The sequence below is a fragment of the Streptomyces brasiliensis genome, assembly GCF_014647875.1.
Classification (GTDB): Bacteria; Actinomycetota; Actinomycetes; order Streptomycetales; family Streptomycetaceae; genus Streptomyces; species Streptomyces brasiliensis.
Map to the genome: position 1 here is coordinate 309,327 of NZ_BMQA01000007.1, position 21,287 is coordinate 330,613.

Consider the following 21,287-nt stretch of genomic DNA (forward strand, 5'->3'; position numbering starts at 1 on the left):
CACTCCGCAAGACCCCGCGTCACTGCTGCGCGAGCCCCGCCGCCCCGGCCGACGGGTTCACCACGTCCACGTCGCTCGCGCGGACGTAGGCGAGCCGGTGGCCGAGCTGGATCTCGTAGTACTTCTCGTTGCCCTTGATCACCTCGCCGGGACCCTGTCCGAAGGCCGACCGGTCGACGTACGCCCCGGACACGACGGACCCCGCCACGTACCGCTGGCCCTCCTGGATGCTGTACGGCAGCGGCGACTCCGTCTGCGGCTCCATCCCGTACGGATACGCAGACTTCTCCGGCAGCGGACGGCCGTACACCGGGATCTCGCCCGTGCCGTCCTTGGGCGTGACCATCTTGCCGGACGAGCCGACGGCAGTCGGATGGTCCTCCGGGTTCTTGAACCACGCCTTGTGGCCCTGGAACCAGATCGCCGTCCAGTCGCCGTTGCGGCCTGCGACCGCGAACTTCTGCCCGGCCGAGATCCGTGAGCCCAGGTCGCTGACGTCCTCGGTGGACTCCGCGCCGTCCGGGTGCCGGCCCGGGTCCTGGATCAGCGGGGCGTCGTCGAAGGGCTCGGTGTGCAGCCGTACGGCGCTGGAGCCGTGCGGCGGACACAGTACGCCGTGCCCATTGCAGCCGTAGTAGCGCGGCTTGTGGGTGGCGTAGTCCGGCAGCGCCATCAGCACCGGGCTGTCCGGCCCCGCCGTCGCCTTCAGCGGCGCGCCGAGCAGGTCGAAGTAGTGCCGCCAGTCCCAGAACGGGCCGGGGTCCTCGTGCATCTGGGGGATGGTGCCGGCGGTCGGGGACGGCACGTTGTCGTGGCCGATGATGTGCTGCCGGTCCAGCGGGATGCCGTACTTCTTCGCGAGGAAGCGCACCAGCCGGGCCGAGGAGCGGTACATCTGCTCCGAGTACCAGGTGTCGGGCTGGGTGAGGAAACCTTCATGCTCGACGCCGATCGAGCTGGCGTTCACGAACTGGTTGCCCGAGTGCCAGGCCTCGTCCTTGGTCCGCACGTGCTGCGTGATGTGGCCGTCGCTGGAGCGCACCGAGTAGTTCCAGGACGCCTCCGTCGGATCCTGCACGGTCAGCAGCATCGACTTCAGCGAGGCCTCGGTGTCGTGGATGACGATGTACTCGATCTTCTGGTCCCGGGGCCGGTCCGCCGGGTCGTAGTTGCCGTACGTCGCGCCGCCGTTGACCTCGGTGTACGGCGCGCCCAGCCAGGAACAGGTCAGCTCCGGTGGGCACTCGACCTGTTCCCGCCGGTTCGGGTCCCGCACCGTCGGGTGCGGGCGCACGTTCGGGTTCGGCGGGAGGGTGACGTCCTGTCCGGTGTCGGTGGTGCGCTTCGCGCCCTTGCGGATCACCGTGAAGACGTCGTCGGCGTATGTCGCCGCCGACGCCTCGTCACTCGTGCCCGAGAGCCCCGAGAACGCGGCGACCGCGTCCCACCAGTCGCCCGGATTCTCGCTGAGCGGCTTGCCGAGCTGCTTCTGCGTCGCCGCCAGCAAGGCCGCGCCGCCGCGCACGTTCGCCGCCGCGTCCGTCCGCAGCCGCCTGGCCGGCTCGCCGATCAGCCGGGCGGCGCGGCGCAGGTCCGTCAGCTGTCCGGCGGCGCCCGGGGCGTTCGCGGCGGCCCCGTCGGGCGCTCCCGCGAGCGGTGGCGGGCTGCCGTGCGGCGGCACCGACGGCGCCGGGACCGGGCGGACGGGGCGGACGTCCACCAGGTGCATCGGGCCGTAGCCGCCGCCGACGCTTGGCGTGCCGGGATGGGAGTCCCAGCGTGTCTGCTGGTAGGACACACCCATCAGAACGCTGCGCGGCACGTGGTACTTCTGCGCCGCGGCCGCGAACTCGTTCTGCAGACTCAGATCCGCCGCCACGTCGACGTCATCGTCCGGACCGGCCAGCAGCGGCACGAGAAGCGCCGCCAGCGCCGTCACACAGATCAACGGGCGATACCCCCGGACGGCGTCGGGGAGACGGGGGACGACGCGTCTTCTCATCACGGGTGTCTCCAACCATGCTCGTCTGGGCCAGGACAAACGCAGCAGGGACAACGGAGTTGCCCGTCTCGCCACCCCTCGTACGTTTCCGTGCCTCGCGCGCCACGGCACGCCGACCGTCAACCGCGTGGACCAGCGACCCGCCGCAGGCCACCCGGTCGGCGGCAGTGTCCTCACGCCCCGCTTACAGCCCGCTCACTCCTCGACGGGGCCGACCGCCCAGTCCGGGTGCCCCGGCATGGGCGGGGTGTGCGGGCCGTACAGCCAGGCCGTCAGAAAGGGCGTCAGGTCCCGGCCGGCCACCTCGGAGGCGAGCCGGATGAAGTCCCGGGTGCCGGCGGCGCGGCCCTGATACCGAGTCACCCAGGTGCGCTCGATCCGCTCGAAGGTCTTCTCGCCGGCCTTCTCCCGCAGGGCGTACAGCACCAGTGCCGAGCCGTCGTACCGCATCGCCTTGAACAGGGTCGGCTCGGTGGGCTCCGCGGGCGCGCCGTCGTCGTGGCGCCACTGGTCGTGCTGCTCGTACGCCGCCCGCATCGCCTCCTCCAGGTCCGGGCCGCCGTGCTCGTCGGAGTACAGGCGCTCGTAGAAACGGGCGTGACCCTCGCTCAGCCACAGATCGGACCAGCGCTTGATGGCCACGCTGTCGCCGGTCCAGTGGTGCGTCAGCTCGTGGACCAGGTTCCGCTCGGCGTCGACTCGGTCACCGAGGAGGTCGGCGCTCGGTACGACGGACAGCGACTGTGTCTCCAGCGCCACGGGCAGATCGGTGTCCCCGACGAGGACGCCGTAGCGGCGGAACGGGTACGGCCCGAGCCGTCGCTCCAGCCAGGCGAGGTGATCCGGGGTCAGCGCGCGGTAGTCCTCGGTGTCGCCGACCAGGCCCCGCGGGACGGCGTCGCGCACGGGCAGCCCGCGCGGCCCGGTGCCGTCGACGAACGTGAACCTCCCGATCGCCAGCTGCACGAGCTGCGCGGCGACCGGCTCCTCCGAGTCGTACGTCCACCGGACACGTCCGTCGGGCCGCTCCACCTTCTCGACCAGTCGCCCGCCCGCGACCGCGCTCAGCCCCGGTGGGGTGGTGACGTGGAAGGTGACAGGCGCGCGCAGGCTCGGGTGGTCGTTCGCCGGGAAGACCATCCGGGCGCCGTCGGGCTGCGCGTACAGCAGGGTGCCGTCGGCCGTGGGCACCCAGCCGTACGTCCGGATCGCGTCGCTGCGGTGCCGCTGCTGCGTCGGGTCGGCCGTGTAGCCGACCCGCACGGTGAAGGCGCGGCCGTCGGCGATCGGCTGCGCCGGCGTCACGACCAGCTCGTCACCGTCGCGCTCGGTCCGCGCCGGTACGCCGTCCACGGTGACCGTGTGCAGCGTGTTGCCCGCGAAGTCGAGGTCGAAGCGGGAGAGGGCCTGGGTGGCGGTCGCCTGGATGGTGGCCGTGGCCGGGAACGGAGTCCGGGGTGCCCGCCAGTCGAAGTCGAGGACGTAACGGCGCACCGTGTACCCGCCGTTGCCTGCGAGCGGCATCAGCGGATCCCCGATGCCGCGGGCACCGGGGGAAGGAACGGCGGCGGGCGCGTGACTGCCCTGCCCGCCATGACCGACCTGGCGGGGGGCGGTGGGGTGAGCGCCGCCGGGCAGCACACCGGCGAGCACGACGAGGCCGATGATCCCGGCGGCACCCGTGAGGGCGAGGAGGGTGCGGCGGGTACGGGGGGCCGGACGTTCCCTCACGACGGTGCGGGGTGTGCGGATCATGGCCGCACTATCGCAACGTGGGAGGGATTCGGCGACTTATGTCCGTGTATATGGGGCTGGCTGACTGGCTGCCAGCTGTCCGTCATACGGCTGAGTCACCCGAGGCAGAGCACCAGCACGCATATCTGGGACGGGGATGACGACGCCGGGGCCGGGGCGGTCTGGGGGGTGCTCGGGGCGGTGGCGGGGGGCGTCGTGGGGGTGGTCGCCGCCGGCTGCTGTGCAGCCGCGGCCGTGTGGGTGGGGGCCGGAGCCGGGACGACGGTCCTCTGCTGGGGAACCGTCGTCGCCGGGACGGGGGAGGCGGCGTCGGTGTGGGCCGGCGCCGGTGCCGCGTGCCGCGGTGCGGGGGCGGACCGGTACTGCGGGGACGTCGTCGCCGGTGCGGGTGTGTGGAGGGCGGCGTGCCTGGGGTGTCCGGTGGTGGGCGGCGCGGCGGGGAGGGTGGGGTCCGGGTCCGTCGCGGTCTCGGCCACGCCCACGCCCATGCTCCGGTTGTCCGGGGCCGACGCGGCCTGTGCGCGGTCGCCGGAGTGCCGGTCCAGCGAGGCGACGGTGAGCCCACCACCGACGAGCGCGACGGCGGTCGCGACCACGGCCCGCCGCTGGTTCCTCTTCCACCGAGCGAGCTGCCGCCGCCGCGCAGCACGTCCCTGCGGGGCGGGCAGGGCGCCTTCCGCGTCGCCGGAGGAGTCGGTGTGCGGCTCGTCGTGGGCGCCGGTGGTCGCTGAGGGTGCCGAGGCTGCGGAAGAAGCGGCGGGCCGCGACGCAGCGTCGAACCACGACTCCACGCCGGTGGCTTCCCAGGCGGCCGTCATACCGGGTGCCGCCCCGGCCCGGCGCCGGTCACTACGAGCAGCGGGACCCGCGGGGCCCTGGGCACGCCGGGGCGCGAGATCCGCCTGCCCGTGATCGGGGCGCGAGGTGGGTCCCATCGGGTTCTGGCCCTGGTTCGAGGTGGGTCCCATCGGGCTTGGGGCGTGGCGGGGAGCGAACACCGACGGGCCCTCGCCGGGCCGCGGGCCGGTGTCCGTGGGGCCTTCTCCGTGGCGCGGAGCCAATTCCGCGCGGCCCTCGCCCGGCCGCAGGCCGGCTCCCGCCGTTCCCTGCGCGTGGCGCGGGACGGCCCCCGACGGGCCCTCGCCCAGCCGCGGGTTCGACCCCATCGGGCCCTCACCACCAGGTGGCCGGCCGGCTCCCGCCGCTCCCTGCCCATGTCGAGGAGCAGGCCCCGAGGGGCCGGTCCGCGTGCGGCGCGGGGTGAATTCCGTCGGCCCCTGGCCGTGGCGGGGCGCGATGTCCGGGGCGTAGGCGCCGCAGCCGGGACACACCAGGGCGCCGTTGAGATAGCGACGGCACGAGGAGCAGTAGTCCATGACGGTCTTCCTGGGTCGCTTGCGCCGTCGGCCCGTGCGGGCCCGGCATGGTCGCGCTCGCACAGGGTCTCGAGCGGCAGCAACGCTAACGACGGTTCCGGACTCCTGTGTGCAGTCTGTGTGGCACTCCTGCGCAGATTCCCCGCACACCTCACGCACATCATCCGCCATGTCCGGTCACCGGTGTTCCCCAGCGCGGGTGAAACCCCCGCCCGATCCGGCCCTTCACGGCGAACCGCATCGCCGGGCTCGGCATATTGACCAGGGCCCCGCACCGGACTGGCAGGAGGAAACCCCATGCTCGGCACCGACTTCCGCACCGGCTCGCCCATCTGGCTCGACCTCGGCAGCCCCGACACCGACGCGTCCGCCGCCTTCTACGGCGCCGTCTTCGGCTGGCAGTACGTCTCCGCGGGCCCCGACGCGGGCGGTTACGGCCTCTTCCAGCAGGACGGAAAGACCGTCGCCGCGCTCGGCCGGCTGACCGAGGAAGGTGCCGAGCCCGCCTGGACGACGTACTTCCGCACCGCCGACGCCGCGGCGACCACCGCTGCCGTGACCGCCGGCGGAGGCATCGTCCGCGTCGAGCCCATGGACATGGGCCCGGCCAGGATCGCCCAGTTCACCGACGCGCAGGGCGCCGACTTCGCCGTGCTCCAGTCCGGGAAGGGCCTGGAGCGGGCCTCCGAGGACAACACGCTGGTGTGGGTGGAACTCCACGTCGCCGCCCCCGAGGCGGCGGTCGGCTTCTACCGCGAGCTGTTCGGCTGGCGTTCCGAGGAGATGAAGGCGCCCGGCATGACGTACCGGGTCCTCAGCATCGCCGAGGGCGACCAGCAGGAGGGCTCGTTCGGCGGTGTGGCCCCGCTCTCCGGCGACGCCGAGGAGGCGCGCTGGGTGCCGTACTTCGCCGTCGCCGACGCGGACGCTCTCACCGCGGCGGTCCGCGCCAACGGCGGCACGGTGCTGATGCCGGCCGCTGACGTCCCGGACGTCGGCCGCATCGCCTGGCTCGCGGACCCGGCCGGGGCGGTCTTCGCGGTGCTGAAGCCGAACCCGCGCCAGGCGTGAAGCGGCGGGCACCGGCCCCTGCCGGCGGGTCCACCTGACCGGGCCTCGACGCCGTTCGGTGCCGGCCCGTCCAGTCGTCGTGTCCTCGAAGTCGCCCCGAAGAAACCTGTGGTTCATGTACAACCCAGGAACCCCTCCAGTTGTCTGGGATACGCCACCGCGGTCCCGTGCCGTGATCAAGGGATGACAAACCAGGTCGACGCGGACCCCGTGGCGCTCCCAATGGCCTGGGGCGCCGTCAGGTGTCCCCGCATGCACTGGAGAACGTCCGCATGCACAGACGCATACGCCACGCCCTGGCGACGGCCGCCGCCGCGGCTCTGACAGGTGCGGCGCTCACCGCCGCCGCCGGCACCGCAGCCGCGGCGGGTTCCGGCCTGCCGGGCGACTTCAACGGCGACGGCTACCGCGACGTCGCCGTCTCCGCGCCACTCGCCACCGTCGGCGGCAAGTCCAACGCCGGGCAGATCGCGGTGATGTACGGCTCGGCGAGCGGCCTCAAGGCCACGAGCCGCACCCTCATCAGCCAGAACTCCACCGGAGTCCCGGGCAGCGCCGAGAAGAACGACCTCTTCGGCGAGGCCACCGCCGCCGGCGACTTCAACGGCGACGGATACGCCGACCTCGCCGTGGGCGCCCCCGGCGAGGACGTCGGCAGCGACACCGACGGCGGCATGGTCGAGATCATCTGGGGCTCCGCCTCCGGCCTCTCGGGCGGCACCACGGTCGCCGACCCGAACCCCAGCGGCCAGGACAAGTTCGGCCAGGCCCTCGCCGTCGGCGACTTCGACCCGGACGGCAAGGCCGACCTGGCGGCCGGCGGCACGTCCGCCAAGGTGTGGATCTTCCGCGGCGGCTTCACCAAGTCCGCCGGTGCGAGCTCGTCGTACTACGTGCCGTTCCAGATCCACAGCGGCAACGGCGCCGGTGCCCTGCATCTGGTCACCGGGGACTTCAACGGCGGCGGCGGAGACGACCTGATCGTCAACGGGTACAGCTCCGAGACCGACTACAACACCAACATCATCATCTACGCCTCCCCCACCGGCACCAAGCTGGAGGGCGGCTCCCAGGAGAACCTCGCGGCCGGCCTCGTCACCGCGACGGGCGACCTCAACGGTGACGGCAAGGCCGACCTCGTCATCGGCGAGCACTGGGACGACGGTATCTCCGGTGCCGCCAAGGGCGGCAAGATCAGCGTCATCTACGGCAACGACTACAGCAGTTACGCCCCCGTCTCCATCAGCCAGGGGACCGCGAGCGTGCCCAGCGACCCGGAGTCCGGCGACGCCTTCGGCTGGGAGGTGTCCACCGGCGACATCAACGGCGACGGCTACGCCGACCTCGCCATCGGCGCCCCCGGCGAGAACCTCACCACCGGCAGCACCACCTCGATCACCGACGCGGGCGCGGTCACCGTGCTGTACGGCTCGGCGTCCGGGGTGTCCGGCACGGGCAGCCAGTACTTCCACCAGAACACCCCGGGTGTCCCCGGCGGCAACGAGAAGTACGACGGCTTCGGCGGCGAGGTCCACCTCTCCGACGTCACCGGCGACGGCAGGGCGGACCTGACGGTCGGCGTCAACGGCGAGAACGACTACAACGGCAACGTCGTCGCCTTCCGGTCCGACGGCCAGAAGATCACCACCACCGGCATCACCTCCTTCGGCCCGTCCGCCGTGGGTGTCTCCACCAGCGGCCGGCCGCAGTTCGGCAGCGTCATGGCGGACTGAGAACGCCCCGGGCGTGCACGGTGACCCGTGCCGCCATGGCCGTGGAAACCGTGACGTATGTCACTTGGGAAGGCCTTTCTGTGATGTTCGCCGGCCATGGAACGCTGTAGGCAAGGGCACACGCGAGTGACGGATGTGCCGAGTGTGACCAACTTCTAACGTCTGCGGTCCTGTTGTGACCGACTTTGGGGTGGGGAAACGTCGTGAGCCGACGTACGCATGCGTATAGACCGTTGAGCCTGAAAGGCCGGGTGTGGCTGACGCTCGGTGCCGTGGTGCTGGGCGGTGGTGGCGTGGTGACCTACGCCGTCGCCAGTCCCTCCCACGACGCCGGCGCCCACGGCCGGGCCAAGCGGCCGGTGAAGGTCTTCGACCTCGCCCTCAAGGGCGACGCGAGCGGCAAGCGGGAGCTGCCACGCACGGAGACCAAGCAGTTCTCGCTGCTCGGCGTCTCCTGGACGGGCGCCACCAAGCCTCTCGACGGCAAGGCGCAGGTGCGCACCCGCAGCATGGAGACCGGCGAGTGGAGCGCCTGGCACGACCTCGAGGTCGACGCGGACCCGCTGGAGAAGCCGGATCAGGGTGTGCGCGGCGCGTCCGAGCCCCTCTGGGTCGGCCCCTCCGACGGTGTCGAGGCGCAGGTCGTCCACGCGGACGGCACAACAGGCGTGCTGCCCAAGGGACTCGAGGTCAATCTCGTCGACCCGGGTGTGGTGACCGACGCCGAGACCAAGACGGACGGAACCGGCACGGATCCGGCCGCCTTCGCCGTGGCCGAGAGCACGGACACCCCGACCGACTCGCCCGCGCCGACCGACGGCACGACGGTGACTCCGGACCCGACGGACACCGCGACGACGACCGCTCCGACCGAGTCGGCGAGCGCATCTCCCTCGACGCCCGCCTCGACGCCCGCCTCGGTGACCCCGACGACGAGCGCTCCCGCGAGCCCGACGGCCACCACGCCCACCGCGCCGCCCTCCACCGCCCCGAAGCCGCCGATCACCTCGCGCGCCGGCTGGGGCGCCGACGAGTCGATCAGCCCCGATCCGTCCGAGTACAACGCGGACGTGAAGGCCGTCTTCGTCCACCACACGGCCGAGACCAACGACTACTCGTGCGCCGACTCGGCCGCGATCGTGCGCGGCATCTACACGTACCACGTCAAGACCAACGGCTGGAACGACATCGGCTACAACTTCCTGGTCGACAAGTGCGGCACGATCTTCGAGGGCCGCAAGGGCGGTGTCGGCCTCCCGGTCCTCGGTGCCCACACCTACGGCTGGAACCGTGAGTCCACCGGCATCGCCGTGCTCGGCGAGTACACTTCCACCAGTGCCTCCAACGCCGCGCTCGCCTCGGTCGCCCGGATCGCGGCCTGGAAGCTCGGCCAGTACGGCGCCGACCCGGCCGGGACCGTCGCGCTCAACGCGGGTGCCACGCAGACGAACTGGTTCAAGAAGAGCTTCACCGCCGGCACCAAGTACACCTTCAACCGCATCTCCGGCCACCGTGACGGCTACGCCACCGAGTGCCCCGGCGACAAGCTCTACGCCCAGCTCGCCACCATCCGCGCCTGGGCGGCCGGCCCGGTCCAGGGCCTGAAGACGACCACGGTCGACGGCGCAGGCCTGTCGGGCACGACGTACTACACCAAGGGCGCGATCACGCTTCACTGGTCGGCGACCACGCCGTCCTCGCTCATCAAGAGCTACCAGCTGCTGGTCGACGGCAAGGCCGTCACCACCGTGTCCGGCAGCACCACCTCGGCCGCCACGACCCTGGCTCTGGGCAACCACACCGTCGCCGTCAAGGCCGTACACCAGTCGGGCAAGACGACCACGACGGCCGCGCTGAACTTCGTGGCCGAGACGACGGCGCCCACCTTCAGCACCAACCCGAAGCTCACCCTGCGTACTGGCACCGTCAACACCACCGCCGTCCCGGTGACCCTCGGCTGGAAGGCCACCGACGACAAGGCCCTGCGCTATGTGAAGCTGCTGGCCCCGGCCACGGCCACCTACGGCCCGACCACCACCAGCTCGAGCCGCACCGCCGCGTCCGGCAAGGCCACGACCTGGTCGATGCGCGCCTACGACTGGGCCGGCAACTACCGCACGTCCTCGCCCGCCTTCACCCCGATGATCCTGCAGGAGAGCTCGGCCACCAAGTCCGGCAGCTGGACGACTCGTTCGTCCTCCAGCTACCTCGGCGGCAAGTCGTACTCCAGCGCCTCCAAGAACGCGAGCCTGACCTGGACGTTCACCGGCCGCTCGGCCTCCTGGGTGGTCTCCCGGGCGTCCAGCTCCGGCCAGGTGTACGTGTACGTCGACGGCACCAAGGTCTCGACGGTCGACCTGAAGTCGTCCTCGACCCTGTACCGCCAGGCGATCTGGACCAAGTCCTGGTCCACCAGCGCAAAGCACACGGTCAAGATCGTGGTCGTCGGCACCAGCGGCCGCCCGACCATCACCACGGACGGCCTGGTGTACATCAAGTAGCCCCTGAGGGCTCCTGAATCACCTGACTGCACGACGGCGCAGCCCCGGACCACTGGTCCGGGGCTGCGCCGTTCTCGTACCGGCCGCGGTCAGCAGGTCGAGGACCTGGCGGGTGCCGCGCAGATCGAGCGCGCCGGTCGGTTCGCCGGCGAACACGACCGTGGGCTTCGCCGCCAACGCCCTTACGACGGCGGCGCGTTGCTGTCGGCCGCCGGACAGCTCCGCCGGGCGGCGGCCCGTGCCGCGCTACTGCATGATCGTCACGGGCAGATGGGCCGGGTCGCCGACGCAGTAGTAGAACTGCAGGGTGTAGCCGCGTCCCACGGTCACCATGGTCGGGGCGTGCGCCGTTCGGTAGGGATGGCCGGCCGGCTTCTCGGCGTCCTCGCCGTCCTCGAGGGGACGCCAGCTGCCGGTCGCCCCGTCCCACTCGCTGCTGTCGACCGTGAGCAGCGCCTCCACAGGCCCGCCGCACTGCCCGCAGCGCAGTTCGTCGGAGCCGGCCGGGTCACGGAAGGTGAAGCGGGCCGGCCAGCCGCCCGCCTTCCAGCCGGGCGCGACCGACAGATCCGACGTGTAGTCCGCCGACCGCTCCTTCGCCCATGTGCCGAGGCGTTGCTCCAGCGGCTCGTCCAGAAGGTGATGCGGCGGGAACTCGCGGACCTGCTCAGGATGCAGGACGCACGGCTCGGGCACATGGTCGCTCTGCTCGGCGTACGGCGGCACGGGCGGCCGCTCCAGCACCTCACCCACGTCCGATGCCCGCCGCCACCTCAGCTGCACGGCCGCGGAGGCCCCCTCGATCTCGTCGAACGGCAGCCACAGCACCTGGAGCAGGTCCGTCCCCTCCGGGAACGGGAGCGTGGGCACGTCACGGGCGTGGAGCTGGGCCAGGGGGATCAGCGGGAGCGGTCCTCGGGGCAGCAACTCGGGTGCGTAGCCCGCCTGGATGCGGTCCACGATCTCCTGCTCCGGCTTGGTCAGCAGGTTCTCGCGGGGCCCGCGGGGGCGCTGCCAGGCCATGGTGAGCAGACCGCGCCGGGTGCGGATGTCGTCGAGCGTGCTCAGGGGCCCGCACGGACGGTGCGGCGCGTGGACCGGCCAGGGCTCGTCCGCCGGCCACAGCAGTGGCCCGCCCACCGAGCTGTCGTGGACGCCGGGAGCACCCGGCCGCGGGTGCAGTCGCGTGGCCGTCCGGGCGTACGCCGCCAACTCGGCGAGTTCCGCGGCCACGTCCCATGGCCGCGGCGGTGTCGTACGTGTCACTGGGTCCCCTCCCCTGAGCCGGTGCCGGCACCCCATCCAAACAAACACCCGTCCCAGAAGTTCACCGAACTCCCGTACAACCCCCGCCTCCCGCCGCGGGTCTTTCCATCGCGAACCGAACCCCAGGATCCGCCCCGACCATGGGAGACACCTTGCGCAAGCGCACCTGGCTGCTGTCCGCCGTGCTCCTCGCCTCCGGCCTCACCCCGCTGGCGCTCACCGCGCCCGCGTCCGCTGCCACCGTGGCCGGCAAGAAGCAGGCGGGCGCCGTGGTGGTCGTCTGGGGTACGGCCCACGGCCCCGACTTCGCCAAGCGTTCGGTGATCACGCAGAACACGCCGTACATCGCGGGCACGGCCGAGACGGACGACTTCTTCGGCCAGAAGATCACGCCGGCGGACATGAACAAGGACGGCTACGGCGACCTCGTCGTCACCGCCCCCGGCGAGGACGACGGCTCCTACCACGGCACCTTCACCATCCTGTGGGGTTCCAAGTCGGGCCTGACCAACGGGACGTCCTTCAAGAGCCCCGACTGCAAGGCCTGCGGCTTCGCCAAGGACGTCGCCGTGGGGGACTTCACGGCCGACGGCAAGCCGGACGTCGTCGCGATCACCGACGACTACGTCTACGTCGAACGCGGCCCGTTCACCAAGACGGGCGGGCACGGCAAGGCCACCAACCTCGATCCGGTCAACGGCGAGGACATCAAGCCGGACCTCGTGGTCTCCGGCAAGGTCACCAAGGACGGCACGGCCGACTTCGCGGTCCTCGGCTACGACGTGGACACCCGTACGAACCGCGTCTGGTTCTACCGGGGCCGCAGCGGCGGTCCGGCCGCTCCGCCGCGGAAGATCGGTCTGCCCAGCTCGGGCGACGACACCCACGCGAGTGCCGCGATCGCCGACTTCGACCGGGACGGCTACGGAGACCTCGCGATCGGCGTTCCCCGCTCCGGCAAGGGCGGCGCCGTGCACGTCCTCAAGGGCACCTCGGCCGGTCCCAGCACCTCGGTCAGGTCGATCACCCAGAACACCACCGGCGTTCCGGGCACATCCGAGTACCCCGACTACTTCGGGTACGACGTGTCGGCGGGCGACGTGAACAACGACGGCTTTGCGGACCTCGCGGTGGGCATCCCGATGGAGTCGATGGAGGGATCCGTCAGCGCCGGGATCTACCCCGGCGCGGTCACCGTCCTGCGCGGCGGTACGGGCGGCCTCACCGGGAAGGCCTCCCGCCAGTACGACGTCAGGACACCCGGCGTCGAGGGCGATCTCGGGGAGCACTCCGACTGGCTCGGCTCGTCGGTCCTGCTGCGCGACTTCACCCACGACGGACGCGCCGAACTGGTCGCCTCCGCCGATGGGATCGGCCGCCTCCACTACCTCCCCGGCACGGCCTCCGGCCCCACGGGCACCGGCTCCTCGCTGCATACCGTCCAGTCCCTGGGCCTCGGCGCGCGCCCGTGGTTCGGCGCCGCTCTGGCGGACTGATGATCAACGGCGATGGCTCCCGGGACGTGGCGATCGCATGGGAACGGCCGGATCCCTCTCAGTCGTCCGTGCCCAGAGCAGCGCGGAGCATCGCGCCGGCCTGCGCGACCGCCGCCCGGGTGGCGTGCGTGGCGGCGAGCGGGGTGAGCATCATGAAGTCGTGGGTGACGCCGTCGTAGCGGACCGCCGTCACGGGTACGCCCGCGGCCCGCAGCTTGGCGGCGTACGCCTCGCCCTCGTCACGCAGCACGTCGGCCTCGTCCACTATCACGAAGGCGGGCGGCAGACCGGCCAGTTGGTCGAGGGACGCGTGCAGGGGCGAGGCCGTGATGGCCGTACGGCGTGAGACGTCGGGCAGATAGGCGTCCCAGAACCACTCCATCGCCTTGGCCGTCAGGAAGTAGCCGGTGGCGAACTGTGTGTAGGAGCCGGTGTCCATGGCGGCGTCGGTGACCGGATAGAACAGCGACTGGTGGACGAAGTCCACGGTCCCGCGTTCCTTGGCCAGCAGGGCGAGGGCGGCGGCCATGTTCCCGCCGGCCGAGTCGCCGGCGACCGCGATGCGGGCCGGATCGATGCCGTGATCTGCGCCGTGGCGGGCGACCCAGCGGGCGGTCGCGTAGCCCTGCTCGAGCGCGACCGGGTAATGCGCCTCGGGCGAGCGGGTGTACTCGACGAACACGACGGCGGCCCGCGCCTCGACCGCGAGTTCGCGTACGAGCCGGTCGTGGGTGCCTGCGTTGCCGAGGACCCAGCCGCCACCGTGCAGGTAGACCACGGCCGGCAGCGGCAGAAGGGCGTGCGGCGGCTTGACGATGCGCACACGGACGTCACCGGCGTCGACCGGGACGGTGACCCACTCCTCGTCGACCGGAAGCTTCCCGATCGGTGCCGCCTGCAGATCGTCGAGCGTCTTGCGTGCCTCCTCGGGCGACAGCTCGTACACGAAGGGCGGCTTGGAGGTGGCGTCGGCGAGTTGCTGGGCGGCGGGCTCCAGAACGACGGTATCGGTGGCCTGGTCGGTCATGACACATCCCGCAGGTGGTGGCAGATGACGGTCGTCCTGCCAGGGTCCTCCGCCCAGGACACGACCGCATCCGTCGTGCCCGGGCGGAGGACCTCGGTCCGGTTCAGCCCGCGGAACCGGGGAGCCGGCTGCCCCGCGGGTCCGTAGCCGGTGTGGCGTACGAGTTCGGCTACGCCTCGGAGAGCGCCTTCAGCCACGCCTTCCGGCGCGTGGTGGGCGAGTTCCCCACGGCCTACCGCCACCGCCCCCCGGTGTACACGCTGCCGGAGACGTACGCACCGAAGGAACCCCGAGAACCTTCAGGACTCGTCGAAGCAGTGATCGTCCTCGAGGTCCTCGAGCAGGGTGGGACGCGTCGGCTCCCAGCTCAGCAGCTCACGGGTGATCGTGTTGGAGGAGGGTGCGTCGAGCCCGATGAACGGACCCATCAGGCGAAGTGCTCGCCGGCGTCCTCGGGCGCGAGCGACGCCGTGGGCACACCGAGCCCGCGGCCGATGACCTCGGCGACGTCACATGTCGAGCGGCCCGGGCTCGCTCTGGGCGTCACCGATCCCGAGCGCCACGAGTCGCGGGTCCCCGCCGTCGTGTGTGCGGCGACGAAGGCGGCGGTCTCCATGCTCGGATCTCACGGCGTGGGTAGGCGGGGGCGCGCCGGACCGTCGAGGTGGTCGTGCGTCTGGCGTCGCTCGATGAGACCGGCCCGACGGGCACGTTCTGGGAGAACGCGGGAGAGTTGCCGTGGTGACGGCGGGACGACGGTGTGCCGGAGGGTTGCATGCTCGGCGAGTGAAGTGAAGGAGAACGTCGGGTGGCGTGCCCGCAAGAGTCTCTGAAAGGTCACCTGACAGGCGGCCGAATTACGACTCTCTGTCCGAACTGGTCCGATTCCGTGGGACGTAGCGTGAGGCGTCCGTGTCCGTCGGGTCCAGGCTTCCGTCGGCTCGCCGCGTGAGGATGGCGTACTTCTGATGCAGGGCAGATTTCAGCAGCCGCTCCCCCCGACCACCGAGACGCTCGCGCACGGTGGAGGCGTCGCCGTGGCGGAACCACCGCCGAGCACGGCGCCGGAGCGGACCGCTGTCACCGCCGGCCGGACCCGCCCCCGCCCCCGCCTCTATGTCATCGACGGTATACGCCTGGTCGCCGCGCTCATGGTCGCCCTGCACCACTACGCGGGCACCAAGCGGGTCGACCAGCCGGGCAATGTGATCTGGGGCCGCCCGGCGTCCGAGATCATGCCGACGGTGTTCCGTTTCGCGTCGTTCGGCTGGATCGGCGTGGAGATCTTCTTCGTGATCAGCGGCTTCGTGATCTGCATGTCGTGCTGGGGCCGTGCGCCGAAGGACTTCTTCGTGTCCCGGGTGATCCGCCTCTACCCGGCGTACTGGGTCGGGGTGGCCTTCACGACGGCCGTCCTGCTCGTGCTGCCGGGCGTGTGGCACCGCCCGCAGGGCCGCGACATCCTCCTCAACCTGACGATGCTGCAGTCGGGTTCCGGCGTGTCGAACGTCGACATGGTGTACTGGACCCTCTGGTCGGAGCTGCGCTTCTACCTGCTCTTCATGGTCGTGGTGGCGATGGGTCTGACGTACCGCAGGGTCGTCGTCTTCTGCTGCGTGTGGGGCGCGGCGGCGATGCTCGCGCCGGTGTCCAAGTTCCCGCTGCTGGTGCTGGCGGCGGACCCGAGCGGCGCCTGGTACTTCATCGCGGGCCTGGCCCTCTACCTCATGCACCGCTTTGGCCAGGACCTGCTGCTCTGGGGCGTCCTCGCGATGGCCTGGCTGATGGGCCAGCGGGAACTGGGCCTGCGGGTCGAGTACGAAGGCGTCTCCAGCTGGCGTGGTTCCGTGCTGATCTTCACGGTCTTCCTGCTGGTCATGGTGGCGGTCGCGCTGGGCTTCACGGACCGCATCCGCTGGAAGTGGCTGGTGACGGCGGGCTGCCTGACCTACCCGCTGTACCTGATGCACTACGTGGCCGGCACGACGCTGATCAACCGCCTCCACGACACGATGGACCCGCGCCTGCTCCTGGCGGTGCTCGTCACGGGCTTCCTGCTCCTGAGCTGGCTGGTCCACCGTCTGGTGGAACGGCCGGCGGCCCGCTTGATGAAACGGGGCCTGGAATCGTCGTTCGTCCGCCTGCGCTCCTTCGGCAGGGCGGCGTGAACGGTCACCAGCCCAGCGCGCCCTCGTCGGCTCGCCCGTCCCGGGCCGGCGCGGCCGGGGGCGCGTCGTGGCAGGTGAAGCCGAGCCGTGTCAGCGCCCGGCGCATCTCACCCACCGTGAAGTCGCGGCGGTTCTGCCCGGTGATCACTTCCCCGACCTGCATCACGGGGTAGACACGGCGGTCGATGGTCACACTCACGCTGGTGACGGGTTCGGGGGTGATGCCGCTCATCGACTGCTCGACCTCGCTCTTGGTCAGGTCGAAGGGGTAACGGGCGATGACACAGCGCATGTCTGGCTCCACAGGGTCGGGGGAGAAACGCCGGAGGGGTGGACCGCGCGACGCGGTCAGCGGGTCCTACGTCGTTGGTGGGTCGGACGGGCTGTCGTGAGGTTCCGGAGATCCGGAGTCGCCGGGTACGGCGCAGGGCGGACGCGGCGTCAAGGGCTTCTCCTCTTCGGCGGGGCGGGCAGGGCGGGCGAAGGGTCCTCCCGGCCAGGACGGGCGGCGAGGCTCGCCCCGACCGCCGGGAGCGCGTCCCGGTGCCCGGGCTATGGGTTGTTCCTCGGGGCGGAGCGACGGGCTCGGGCGGTGGCCCGTCCCCTCTCGTCGCGACCGGTGGTTCGTCCCCTCTCGTCGCGACCGGTGGCGGCCCGTCCCCCGTCGTCACGGCCGGCGGTGGCTCGTCCACTCGCGCCGCGGCCGGCGGTCCGTCCCCTGCGGCTCCGGGAGGCGGATCCCGTGCGTGCGCTCTGTTCGGGGACCGGCGCGGTGACGGTGACGGGCACGCCGGAGGGGGTCCGGGCGCCGGTGATGCGATGCAGTTCGGCCTCGCCCGGGCGGATCCGGACGCTCTGTGGAGTGATGCCGGCGTCGGCCATCAGCCGGTCCATCGCGCGACGCTGGTGCGGCAGGACGAGCGTGACGACGGTGCCGGACTCGCCGGCGCGGGCGGTACGGCCGCCGCGGTGCAGGTAGTCCTTGTGGTCGGTGGGCGGGTCCACGTTCACGACGAGGTCGAGGTCGTCGACGTGGATCCCGCGGGCGGCGACATTGGTGGCCACCAGGACCGTGACGTGGCCTTCCTTGAACTGGGCGAGCGTCCGGTTGCGCTGCGGCTGGGACTTGCCGCCGTGCAGGGCCGAGGCACGCACACCGACCGAGAGCAGGTGCTTGGCCAGCCGGTCGACCGCGTGCTTGGTGTCCAGGAACATGATCACTCGCCCGTCGCGGGCGGCGATCTCGGTCGCGGTGGTGTGTTTGTCGGCGTCGTGCACGTGCAGCAGATGGTGGTCCATGGTGGTGACGGCTCCCGCGGACGGGTCGACCGAGTGCACCACGGGGTCGTGGAGGTAGCGGCGTACGAGGAGATCGATGTTGCGATCCAGGGTGGCCGAGAACAGCAACCGCTGGCCACCAGCAGGGACTTGGTCGAGCAGCGCGGTCACCTGCGGCATGAAGCCCATGTCGGCCATCTGGTCGGCTTCGTCCAGGACGGTGACGGCGACCCGGTCCAGCCGGCAGTCACCCCGCTCGATGAGGTCCTTGAGACGGCCGGGCGTCGCCACCACGACCTCGGCGCCGCCGCGCAGCGCACTCGCCTGACGGCCGATCGACATGCCGCCCACCACCGTGGTGAGCCGCAGACGCAGGGCGCGGGCGTAGGGGGCGAGCGCGTCGGTGACCTGCTGGGCCAGTTCCCGGGTGGGTGCGAGGACGAGGCCGAGCGGCTGCCGGGGCTGGGCCCGCTGTCCGTCCAGACGGGCCAGCAGAGGCAGTCCGAAGGCGAGCGTCTTGCCCGAGCCCGTGCGCCCGCGGCCCAGGACGTCCCGCCCGGCCAGCGCGTTGGGCATGGTGGCCGCCTGGATCGGGAAGGGCACGGTGAGACCCTCGGTGCCGAGCGCGGCCACCAGACGTGCGGGCATCTCCAGTTCGGCGAACGTCTCGACCGCCGGGAGCGGCTCCGTGAGAGTGACCGGCAGGGCGAACTCCTGCCGGCGTGCGGAGGAGCGTGCTCCTTGGCCGCTGCGGCGTCCGGTGACGGGACGAGGGCTCTGCCGGCCGGTCTCCTGCGCACGGAAGCGGCTGCCACGCGTGCTGCCTGCCGAGCGTGTCGGATTCTTGTCCGCGTGGAAACGGCCGGAGCGGCCGCCGGTACCACGGGTGCGGTTCATGGAGGAACCTTCCTCGATGCGGCGTATCGAGGAATTCCGTCCGGCGGCGTGGAGCCGCGCGAGGATTCACAAGAATGGGCCGAAGGAAATGCGAAAAGCCGGGCCTCTCCGTATGGTGAGGCCGGGACTGTCGGTCTGTCCGGGAAACCCGGGGAAACCTCGGGAAGCCGGGAAATCCGGGAAAGCAATGAGCTGGGGCCCGCACCCCAAGAGCGCGGGCCCCAGCCACATGGTTCGTGTCAGCGTCAGGCGGGAACGATGTTCTCGGCCTGGGGGCCCTTCTGGCCCTGGGTGACATCGAAGGTAACCTTCTGGCCTTCCTGAAGCTCGCGGAAGCCGGAGGTGGCGATGTTCGAGTAGTGGGCGAACACGTCGGCGCCGCCGCCGTCCTGCTCGATGAAGCCGAAGCCCTTTTCCGCGTTGAACCACTTCACGGTGCCAGATGCCATATTGAATCTCCCTTTGGGGCAGTGCCGGATTCCGCACTTTGCGGATCCGAGTCGCCGCGATGATCACCCCTCCGGAAAGATCCGGAAAGCTCTGCTAAAGAAACAAATCTCTGGCAACCAAAACTGCAACTGTTATCACGTTAACACAGGTCGGGGGGAAGCCCCGTGTGTTTTCGGGATCGTTCGGTGATCCTTGCCCCGGGGGAGTCCGTATTTCTGTACCGGCGGGATTAGATATCCGCGCCGTGCTCGCCCAGCTTCCGGCGCATGTCCCGGTTCAGGCGGAGGGCGTCCTCCAGCTGGTCCTCGAGAGAGATGATGCGGCACGCGGCCTCGATGGGGGTGCCCTGGTCGACGAGCTCACGGGCGCGGGCGGCGATGCGCAATTGACGGCGGGAGTACCGGCGGTGGCCGCCTTCCGAACGCAGGGGAGTGATCAGCTCGGCTTCGCCGACGGCCCGGAGGAAAGCGGGAGTGGTGCCGAGGACGTCCGCGGCACGTCCCATGGTGTAGGCGGGATAGTCGTCGTCGTCGAGGTTGCCGGCGACAGGGGCGTTCTCAGCAGGCATGGCACCTTCGTTTCGGGGACGGCGAGGGCTCGGACGCGCGTGGCACCCGTGCTCCGAAGGATTCAGCACCGTCTGCCTCGTGCGACAACCCTAACGCCGGCGGGCACGGATATGTGTCTCCGCCGTGACAGCCTTTCCCCCCGCCGCCGGGGCCGGGTCACGATGGCCCGCGGACTCGCTTCCCCAGGGGGTCACCAGTTCGACCGGTGATCGAACTGGTGTCAGAGGCGTGTGGCCGCGTGCAGCAGGAGCAGCAGGGTGACCGCCGAGTCGGCCGAGAACATCGCCGACAGGAGGGCTCCGGCGGTGGCGGTCCACAGGGCCAGGCCCACGGTGGTGAAGACCGGCGGCCAGGCGCGGGCGGCAGGTGCCGGCCCGAGGAGGGCTGCCACCCGGCGGGGGAGCGGGCCCGTGGCGGCGAGGCCGGCGAGCGTGGGCGCGGGGGTGCCGCGTGGGCCGAGGGCCGCCTTGCCGATCGCGCGGGCGACCGTCCTGCGGCTGCCGACGGCCCGGGCGGCTTCCTCGTCCGCCCAGCGTTCCGCCGTGTAGGCGACGGCGGTCCGCAGGGGCCGTAGGAACGGATTGGCGCAGGCGGCCAGTTGGACGAGCAGCAGGTGGCGGTGGTGCCGGGCGGTGAGGTGGGCGCGCTCGTGGGCGAACAGGGCGCGGCGCTCCCGGGAGCCGAGGCCGGTGAGCATGGCCGTGGACACGACGACCCGGTCGCGCGGGCCGCCGGGCAGGGCGTAGGCGTAGGGCTGGGCGTCGGGGAGCACCGCCACCTCGGTCGGTGGCAGACCCGTCAGGGCCGCATGGGCTCGCCGCCGTACCCGGTGGTGGCGCAGCACGGCGTGAGCGCAGCTCGCCACGACCGCGATCAGCGCCGGGATGGCCGCCTTTCCGGCGATCTCGTGGCGCGGCACGCTCTCGCGCACCTCGGGATCCGACCAGCCGTCCGGCAGGGGATTGCCGGGCAGTTGAGCGGTGCCGACCACCATCAGCAGAGCCAGACACACCGTGCTGCACACGGCCATGACGGAGGAGACGCCGGTCAGCAGCACGGTGGCGGTGCGCGGGTGGAGGCGTTGTGCGGCCAGGCGCGCGATCGGCCAGGCGGTCAGCGGCAGCACCAGCGGGAGGAGCACGAAAATGCCCATGCGCTCTCAGTCCTCGTCGCCGGCCTGGTCCAACAGCTCGCGCAGCACCTGTTCGTCGCCCTCCGGCAGCGTGGTGATGAAGCTGGCCAGCACCGCTCTGCGGTCCTGCTCGCCGTCCAGGACCCGGTGCATCTTCAACGCGGCGAGCCCCGCCTCGTCCGCGGCGGGCAGCCACACGAACGAGCGCCCTTCGCGCCTGCGCGTGACGGCGCTCTTCGCCAGGAGGCGGGCCAGCACCGTCATCACGGTCGTGTACGCGAGGTCGGCGCCGAGGTACTCCTGCACCCAGCCCGCGGTCACCGGCTTCCCGGCCGTGTGCAGCGCCGAGAGCACCTGCGTCTCCAACGCGCCCTGCGCCCTGCGCCGACGGCGCGGATCCGGCTCCGCCACGCGCGGTCTCCCTTCCGACTCCCCGCCGGCTCGACACGCGGTGCCGGGGGTGCACATCGTACAAAGCGCTTGTCCACGGCCCGTTTTCGCCGCTCGTCCCGCACCGCCCGCACCCCGAGACCGCCCACCTACACTGGGTGGGCGCGTGTGCGGCG

Annotated in this window: 18 protein-coding genes and 1 pseudogene; 5 read left to right on the plus strand and 14 right to left on the minus strand. The window is 71.5% G+C overall.

Going from position 1 to position 21,287, the window contains the following annotated elements:
• Positions 1–19 precede the first annotated feature (19 nt).
• The 3 genes from IEZ19_RS14310 to IEZ19_RS14320 all read right to left on the minus strand — a co-directional run bounded on the left by IEZ19_RS14310 (position 20) and on the right by IEZ19_RS14320 (position 5,133).
• Positions 20–2,002 carry an N-acetylmuramoyl-L-alanine amidase gene (locus IEZ19_RS14310; RefSeq protein ID WP_444545191.1) on the minus strand — a complete coding sequence of 661 codons (1,983 nt, stop codon included), beginning with the start codon at positions 2,000–2,002 and terminating at the stop codon, positions 20–22.
• A gap of 195 nt (positions 2,003–2,197) precedes the next feature.
• The gene (locus IEZ19_RS14315; RefSeq protein ID WP_229840322.1) at positions 2,198–3,757 is read right to left on the minus strand and encodes a M1 family metallopeptidase; all 1,560 of its coding nucleotides are present in this window, start codon (positions 3,755–3,757) and stop codon (positions 2,198–2,200) included.
• Positions 3,758–3,852: 95 nt separating this feature from the next.
• Positions 3,853–5,133 carry an SCO2400 family protein gene (locus IEZ19_RS14320; RefSeq protein WP_189311591.1) on the minus strand — a complete coding sequence of 427 codons (1,281 nt, stop codon included), beginning with the start codon at positions 5,131–5,133 and terminating at the stop codon, positions 3,853–3,855.
• A gap of 297 nt (positions 5,134–5,430) precedes the next feature.
• On the opposite strand from IEZ19_RS14320, the gene IEZ19_RS14325 reads away from it, so the two are divergent.
• From IEZ19_RS14325 to IEZ19_RS14335, 3 genes are all read left to right on the plus strand, one after another.
• The gene (locus IEZ19_RS14325; protein WP_189311518.1) at positions 5,431–6,204 is read left to right on the plus strand and encodes a VOC family protein; all 774 of its coding nucleotides are present in this window, start codon (positions 5,431–5,433) and stop codon (positions 6,202–6,204) included.
• Positions 6,205–6,476: 272 nt separating this feature from the next.
• Positions 6,477–7,937: an FG-GAP-like repeat-containing protein gene (locus tag IEZ19_RS14330; RefSeq protein ID WP_189311519.1), complete on the plus strand. Its 1,461-nt coding sequence runs from the start codon at positions 6,477–6,479 to the stop codon at positions 7,935–7,937.
• Between the two features lie 239 nt (positions 7,938–8,176).
• Positions 8,177–10,438: a peptidoglycan recognition protein family protein gene (locus IEZ19_RS14335; RefSeq protein WP_189311585.1), complete on the plus strand. Its 2,262-nt coding sequence runs from the start codon at positions 8,177–8,179 to the stop codon at positions 10,436–10,438.
• 84 nt (positions 10,439–10,522) lie between these two features.
• Here IEZ19_RS14335 and IEZ19_RS14340 read toward each other — a convergent pair.
• Positions 10,523–10,669: pseudogene (locus tag IEZ19_RS14340) on the minus strand (ATP-binding cassette domain-containing protein); the annotation flags it as partial.
• A 15-nt stretch (positions 10,670–10,684) separates the two neighbouring features.
• Positions 10,685–11,704 (minus strand): hypothetical protein, encoded by a 1,020-nt coding sequence (locus tag IEZ19_RS14345; protein ID WP_189311520.1) that lies wholly within the window; start codon positions 11,702–11,704, stop codon positions 10,685–10,687.
• A gap of 140 nt (positions 11,705–11,844) precedes the next feature.
• Between IEZ19_RS14345 and IEZ19_RS14350 the strand changes: the two genes are divergently transcribed.
• Positions 11,845–13,200, plus strand: coding sequence for an FG-GAP-like repeat-containing protein (locus tag IEZ19_RS14350; RefSeq protein WP_189311521.1), 1,356 nt, complete (start codon positions 11,845–11,847; stop codon positions 13,198–13,200).
• A gap of 58 nt (positions 13,201–13,258) precedes the next feature.
• On the opposite strand, the gene IEZ19_RS14355 is transcribed toward IEZ19_RS14350, so the two are convergent.
• The 3 genes from IEZ19_RS14355 to IEZ19_RS53045 all read right to left on the minus strand — a co-directional run bounded on the left by IEZ19_RS14355 (position 13,259) and on the right by IEZ19_RS53045 (position 14,843).
• Positions 13,259–14,227, minus strand: coding sequence for an alpha/beta hydrolase (locus tag IEZ19_RS14355; RefSeq protein WP_189311522.1), 969 nt, complete (start codon positions 14,225–14,227; stop codon positions 13,259–13,261).
• A 299-nt stretch (positions 14,228–14,526) separates the two neighbouring features.
• Positions 14,527–14,655, minus strand: a complete 129-nt coding sequence (locus IEZ19_RS53040; protein ID WP_308428963.1) for a hypothetical protein — start codon at positions 14,653–14,655, stop codon at positions 14,527–14,529.
• Positions 14,655–14,843 (minus strand): hypothetical protein, encoded by a 189-nt coding sequence (locus tag IEZ19_RS53045; protein WP_189311523.1) that lies wholly within the window; start codon positions 14,841–14,843, stop codon positions 14,655–14,657. Before IEZ19_RS53045 ends, IEZ19_RS53040 begins: the two co-directional genes overlap by 1 nt.
• Before the next feature lie 352 nt (positions 14,844–15,195).
• Between IEZ19_RS53045 and IEZ19_RS14365 the strand changes: the two genes are divergently transcribed.
• Positions 15,196–16,395: an acyltransferase family protein gene (locus tag IEZ19_RS14365; protein ID WP_189311524.1), complete on the plus strand. Its 1,200-nt coding sequence runs from the start codon at positions 15,196–15,198 to the stop codon at positions 16,393–16,395.
• Positions 16,396–16,399: 4 nt separating this feature from the next.
• Here IEZ19_RS14365 and IEZ19_RS14370 read toward each other — a convergent pair whose 3' ends face one another.
• The 6 genes from IEZ19_RS14370 to IEZ19_RS14395 all read right to left on the minus strand — a co-directional run bounded on the left by IEZ19_RS14370 (position 16,400) and on the right by IEZ19_RS14395 (position 21,132).
• Complete coding sequence (locus IEZ19_RS14370; protein ID WP_189311525.1) at positions 16,400–16,687, minus strand: SCO5918 family protein; 288 nt, start codon at positions 16,685–16,687, stop codon at positions 16,400–16,402.
• A gap of 260 nt (positions 16,688–16,947) precedes the next feature.
• The gene (locus tag IEZ19_RS14375; protein ID WP_189311526.1) at positions 16,948–18,570 is read right to left on the minus strand and encodes a DEAD/DEAH box helicase; all 1,623 of its coding nucleotides are present in this window, start codon (positions 18,568–18,570) and stop codon (positions 16,948–16,950) included.
• A 245-nt stretch (positions 18,571–18,815) separates the two neighbouring features.
• Complete coding sequence (locus IEZ19_RS14380; protein WP_007383480.1) at positions 18,816–19,019, minus strand: cold-shock protein; 204 nt, start codon at positions 19,017–19,019, stop codon at positions 18,816–18,818.
• Between the two features lie 230 nt (positions 19,020–19,249).
• Positions 19,250–19,588, minus strand: coding sequence for a MerR family transcriptional regulator (locus tag IEZ19_RS14385; protein WP_189311527.1), 339 nt, complete (start codon positions 19,586–19,588; stop codon positions 19,250–19,252).
• 221 nt (positions 19,589–19,809) lie between these two features.
• On the minus strand, positions 19,810–20,742 hold the full coding sequence (locus IEZ19_RS14390) for a M56 family metallopeptidase (protein ID WP_189311528.1): 933 nt from the start codon (positions 20,740–20,742) through the stop codon (positions 19,810–19,812).
• Between the two features lie 6 nt (positions 20,743–20,748).
• Positions 20,749–21,132 carry a BlaI/MecI/CopY family transcriptional regulator gene (locus IEZ19_RS14395; protein ID WP_189311529.1) on the minus strand — a complete coding sequence of 128 codons (384 nt, stop codon included), beginning with the start codon at positions 21,130–21,132 and terminating at the stop codon, positions 20,749–20,751.
• Positions 21,133–21,287 lie beyond the last annotated feature (155 nt).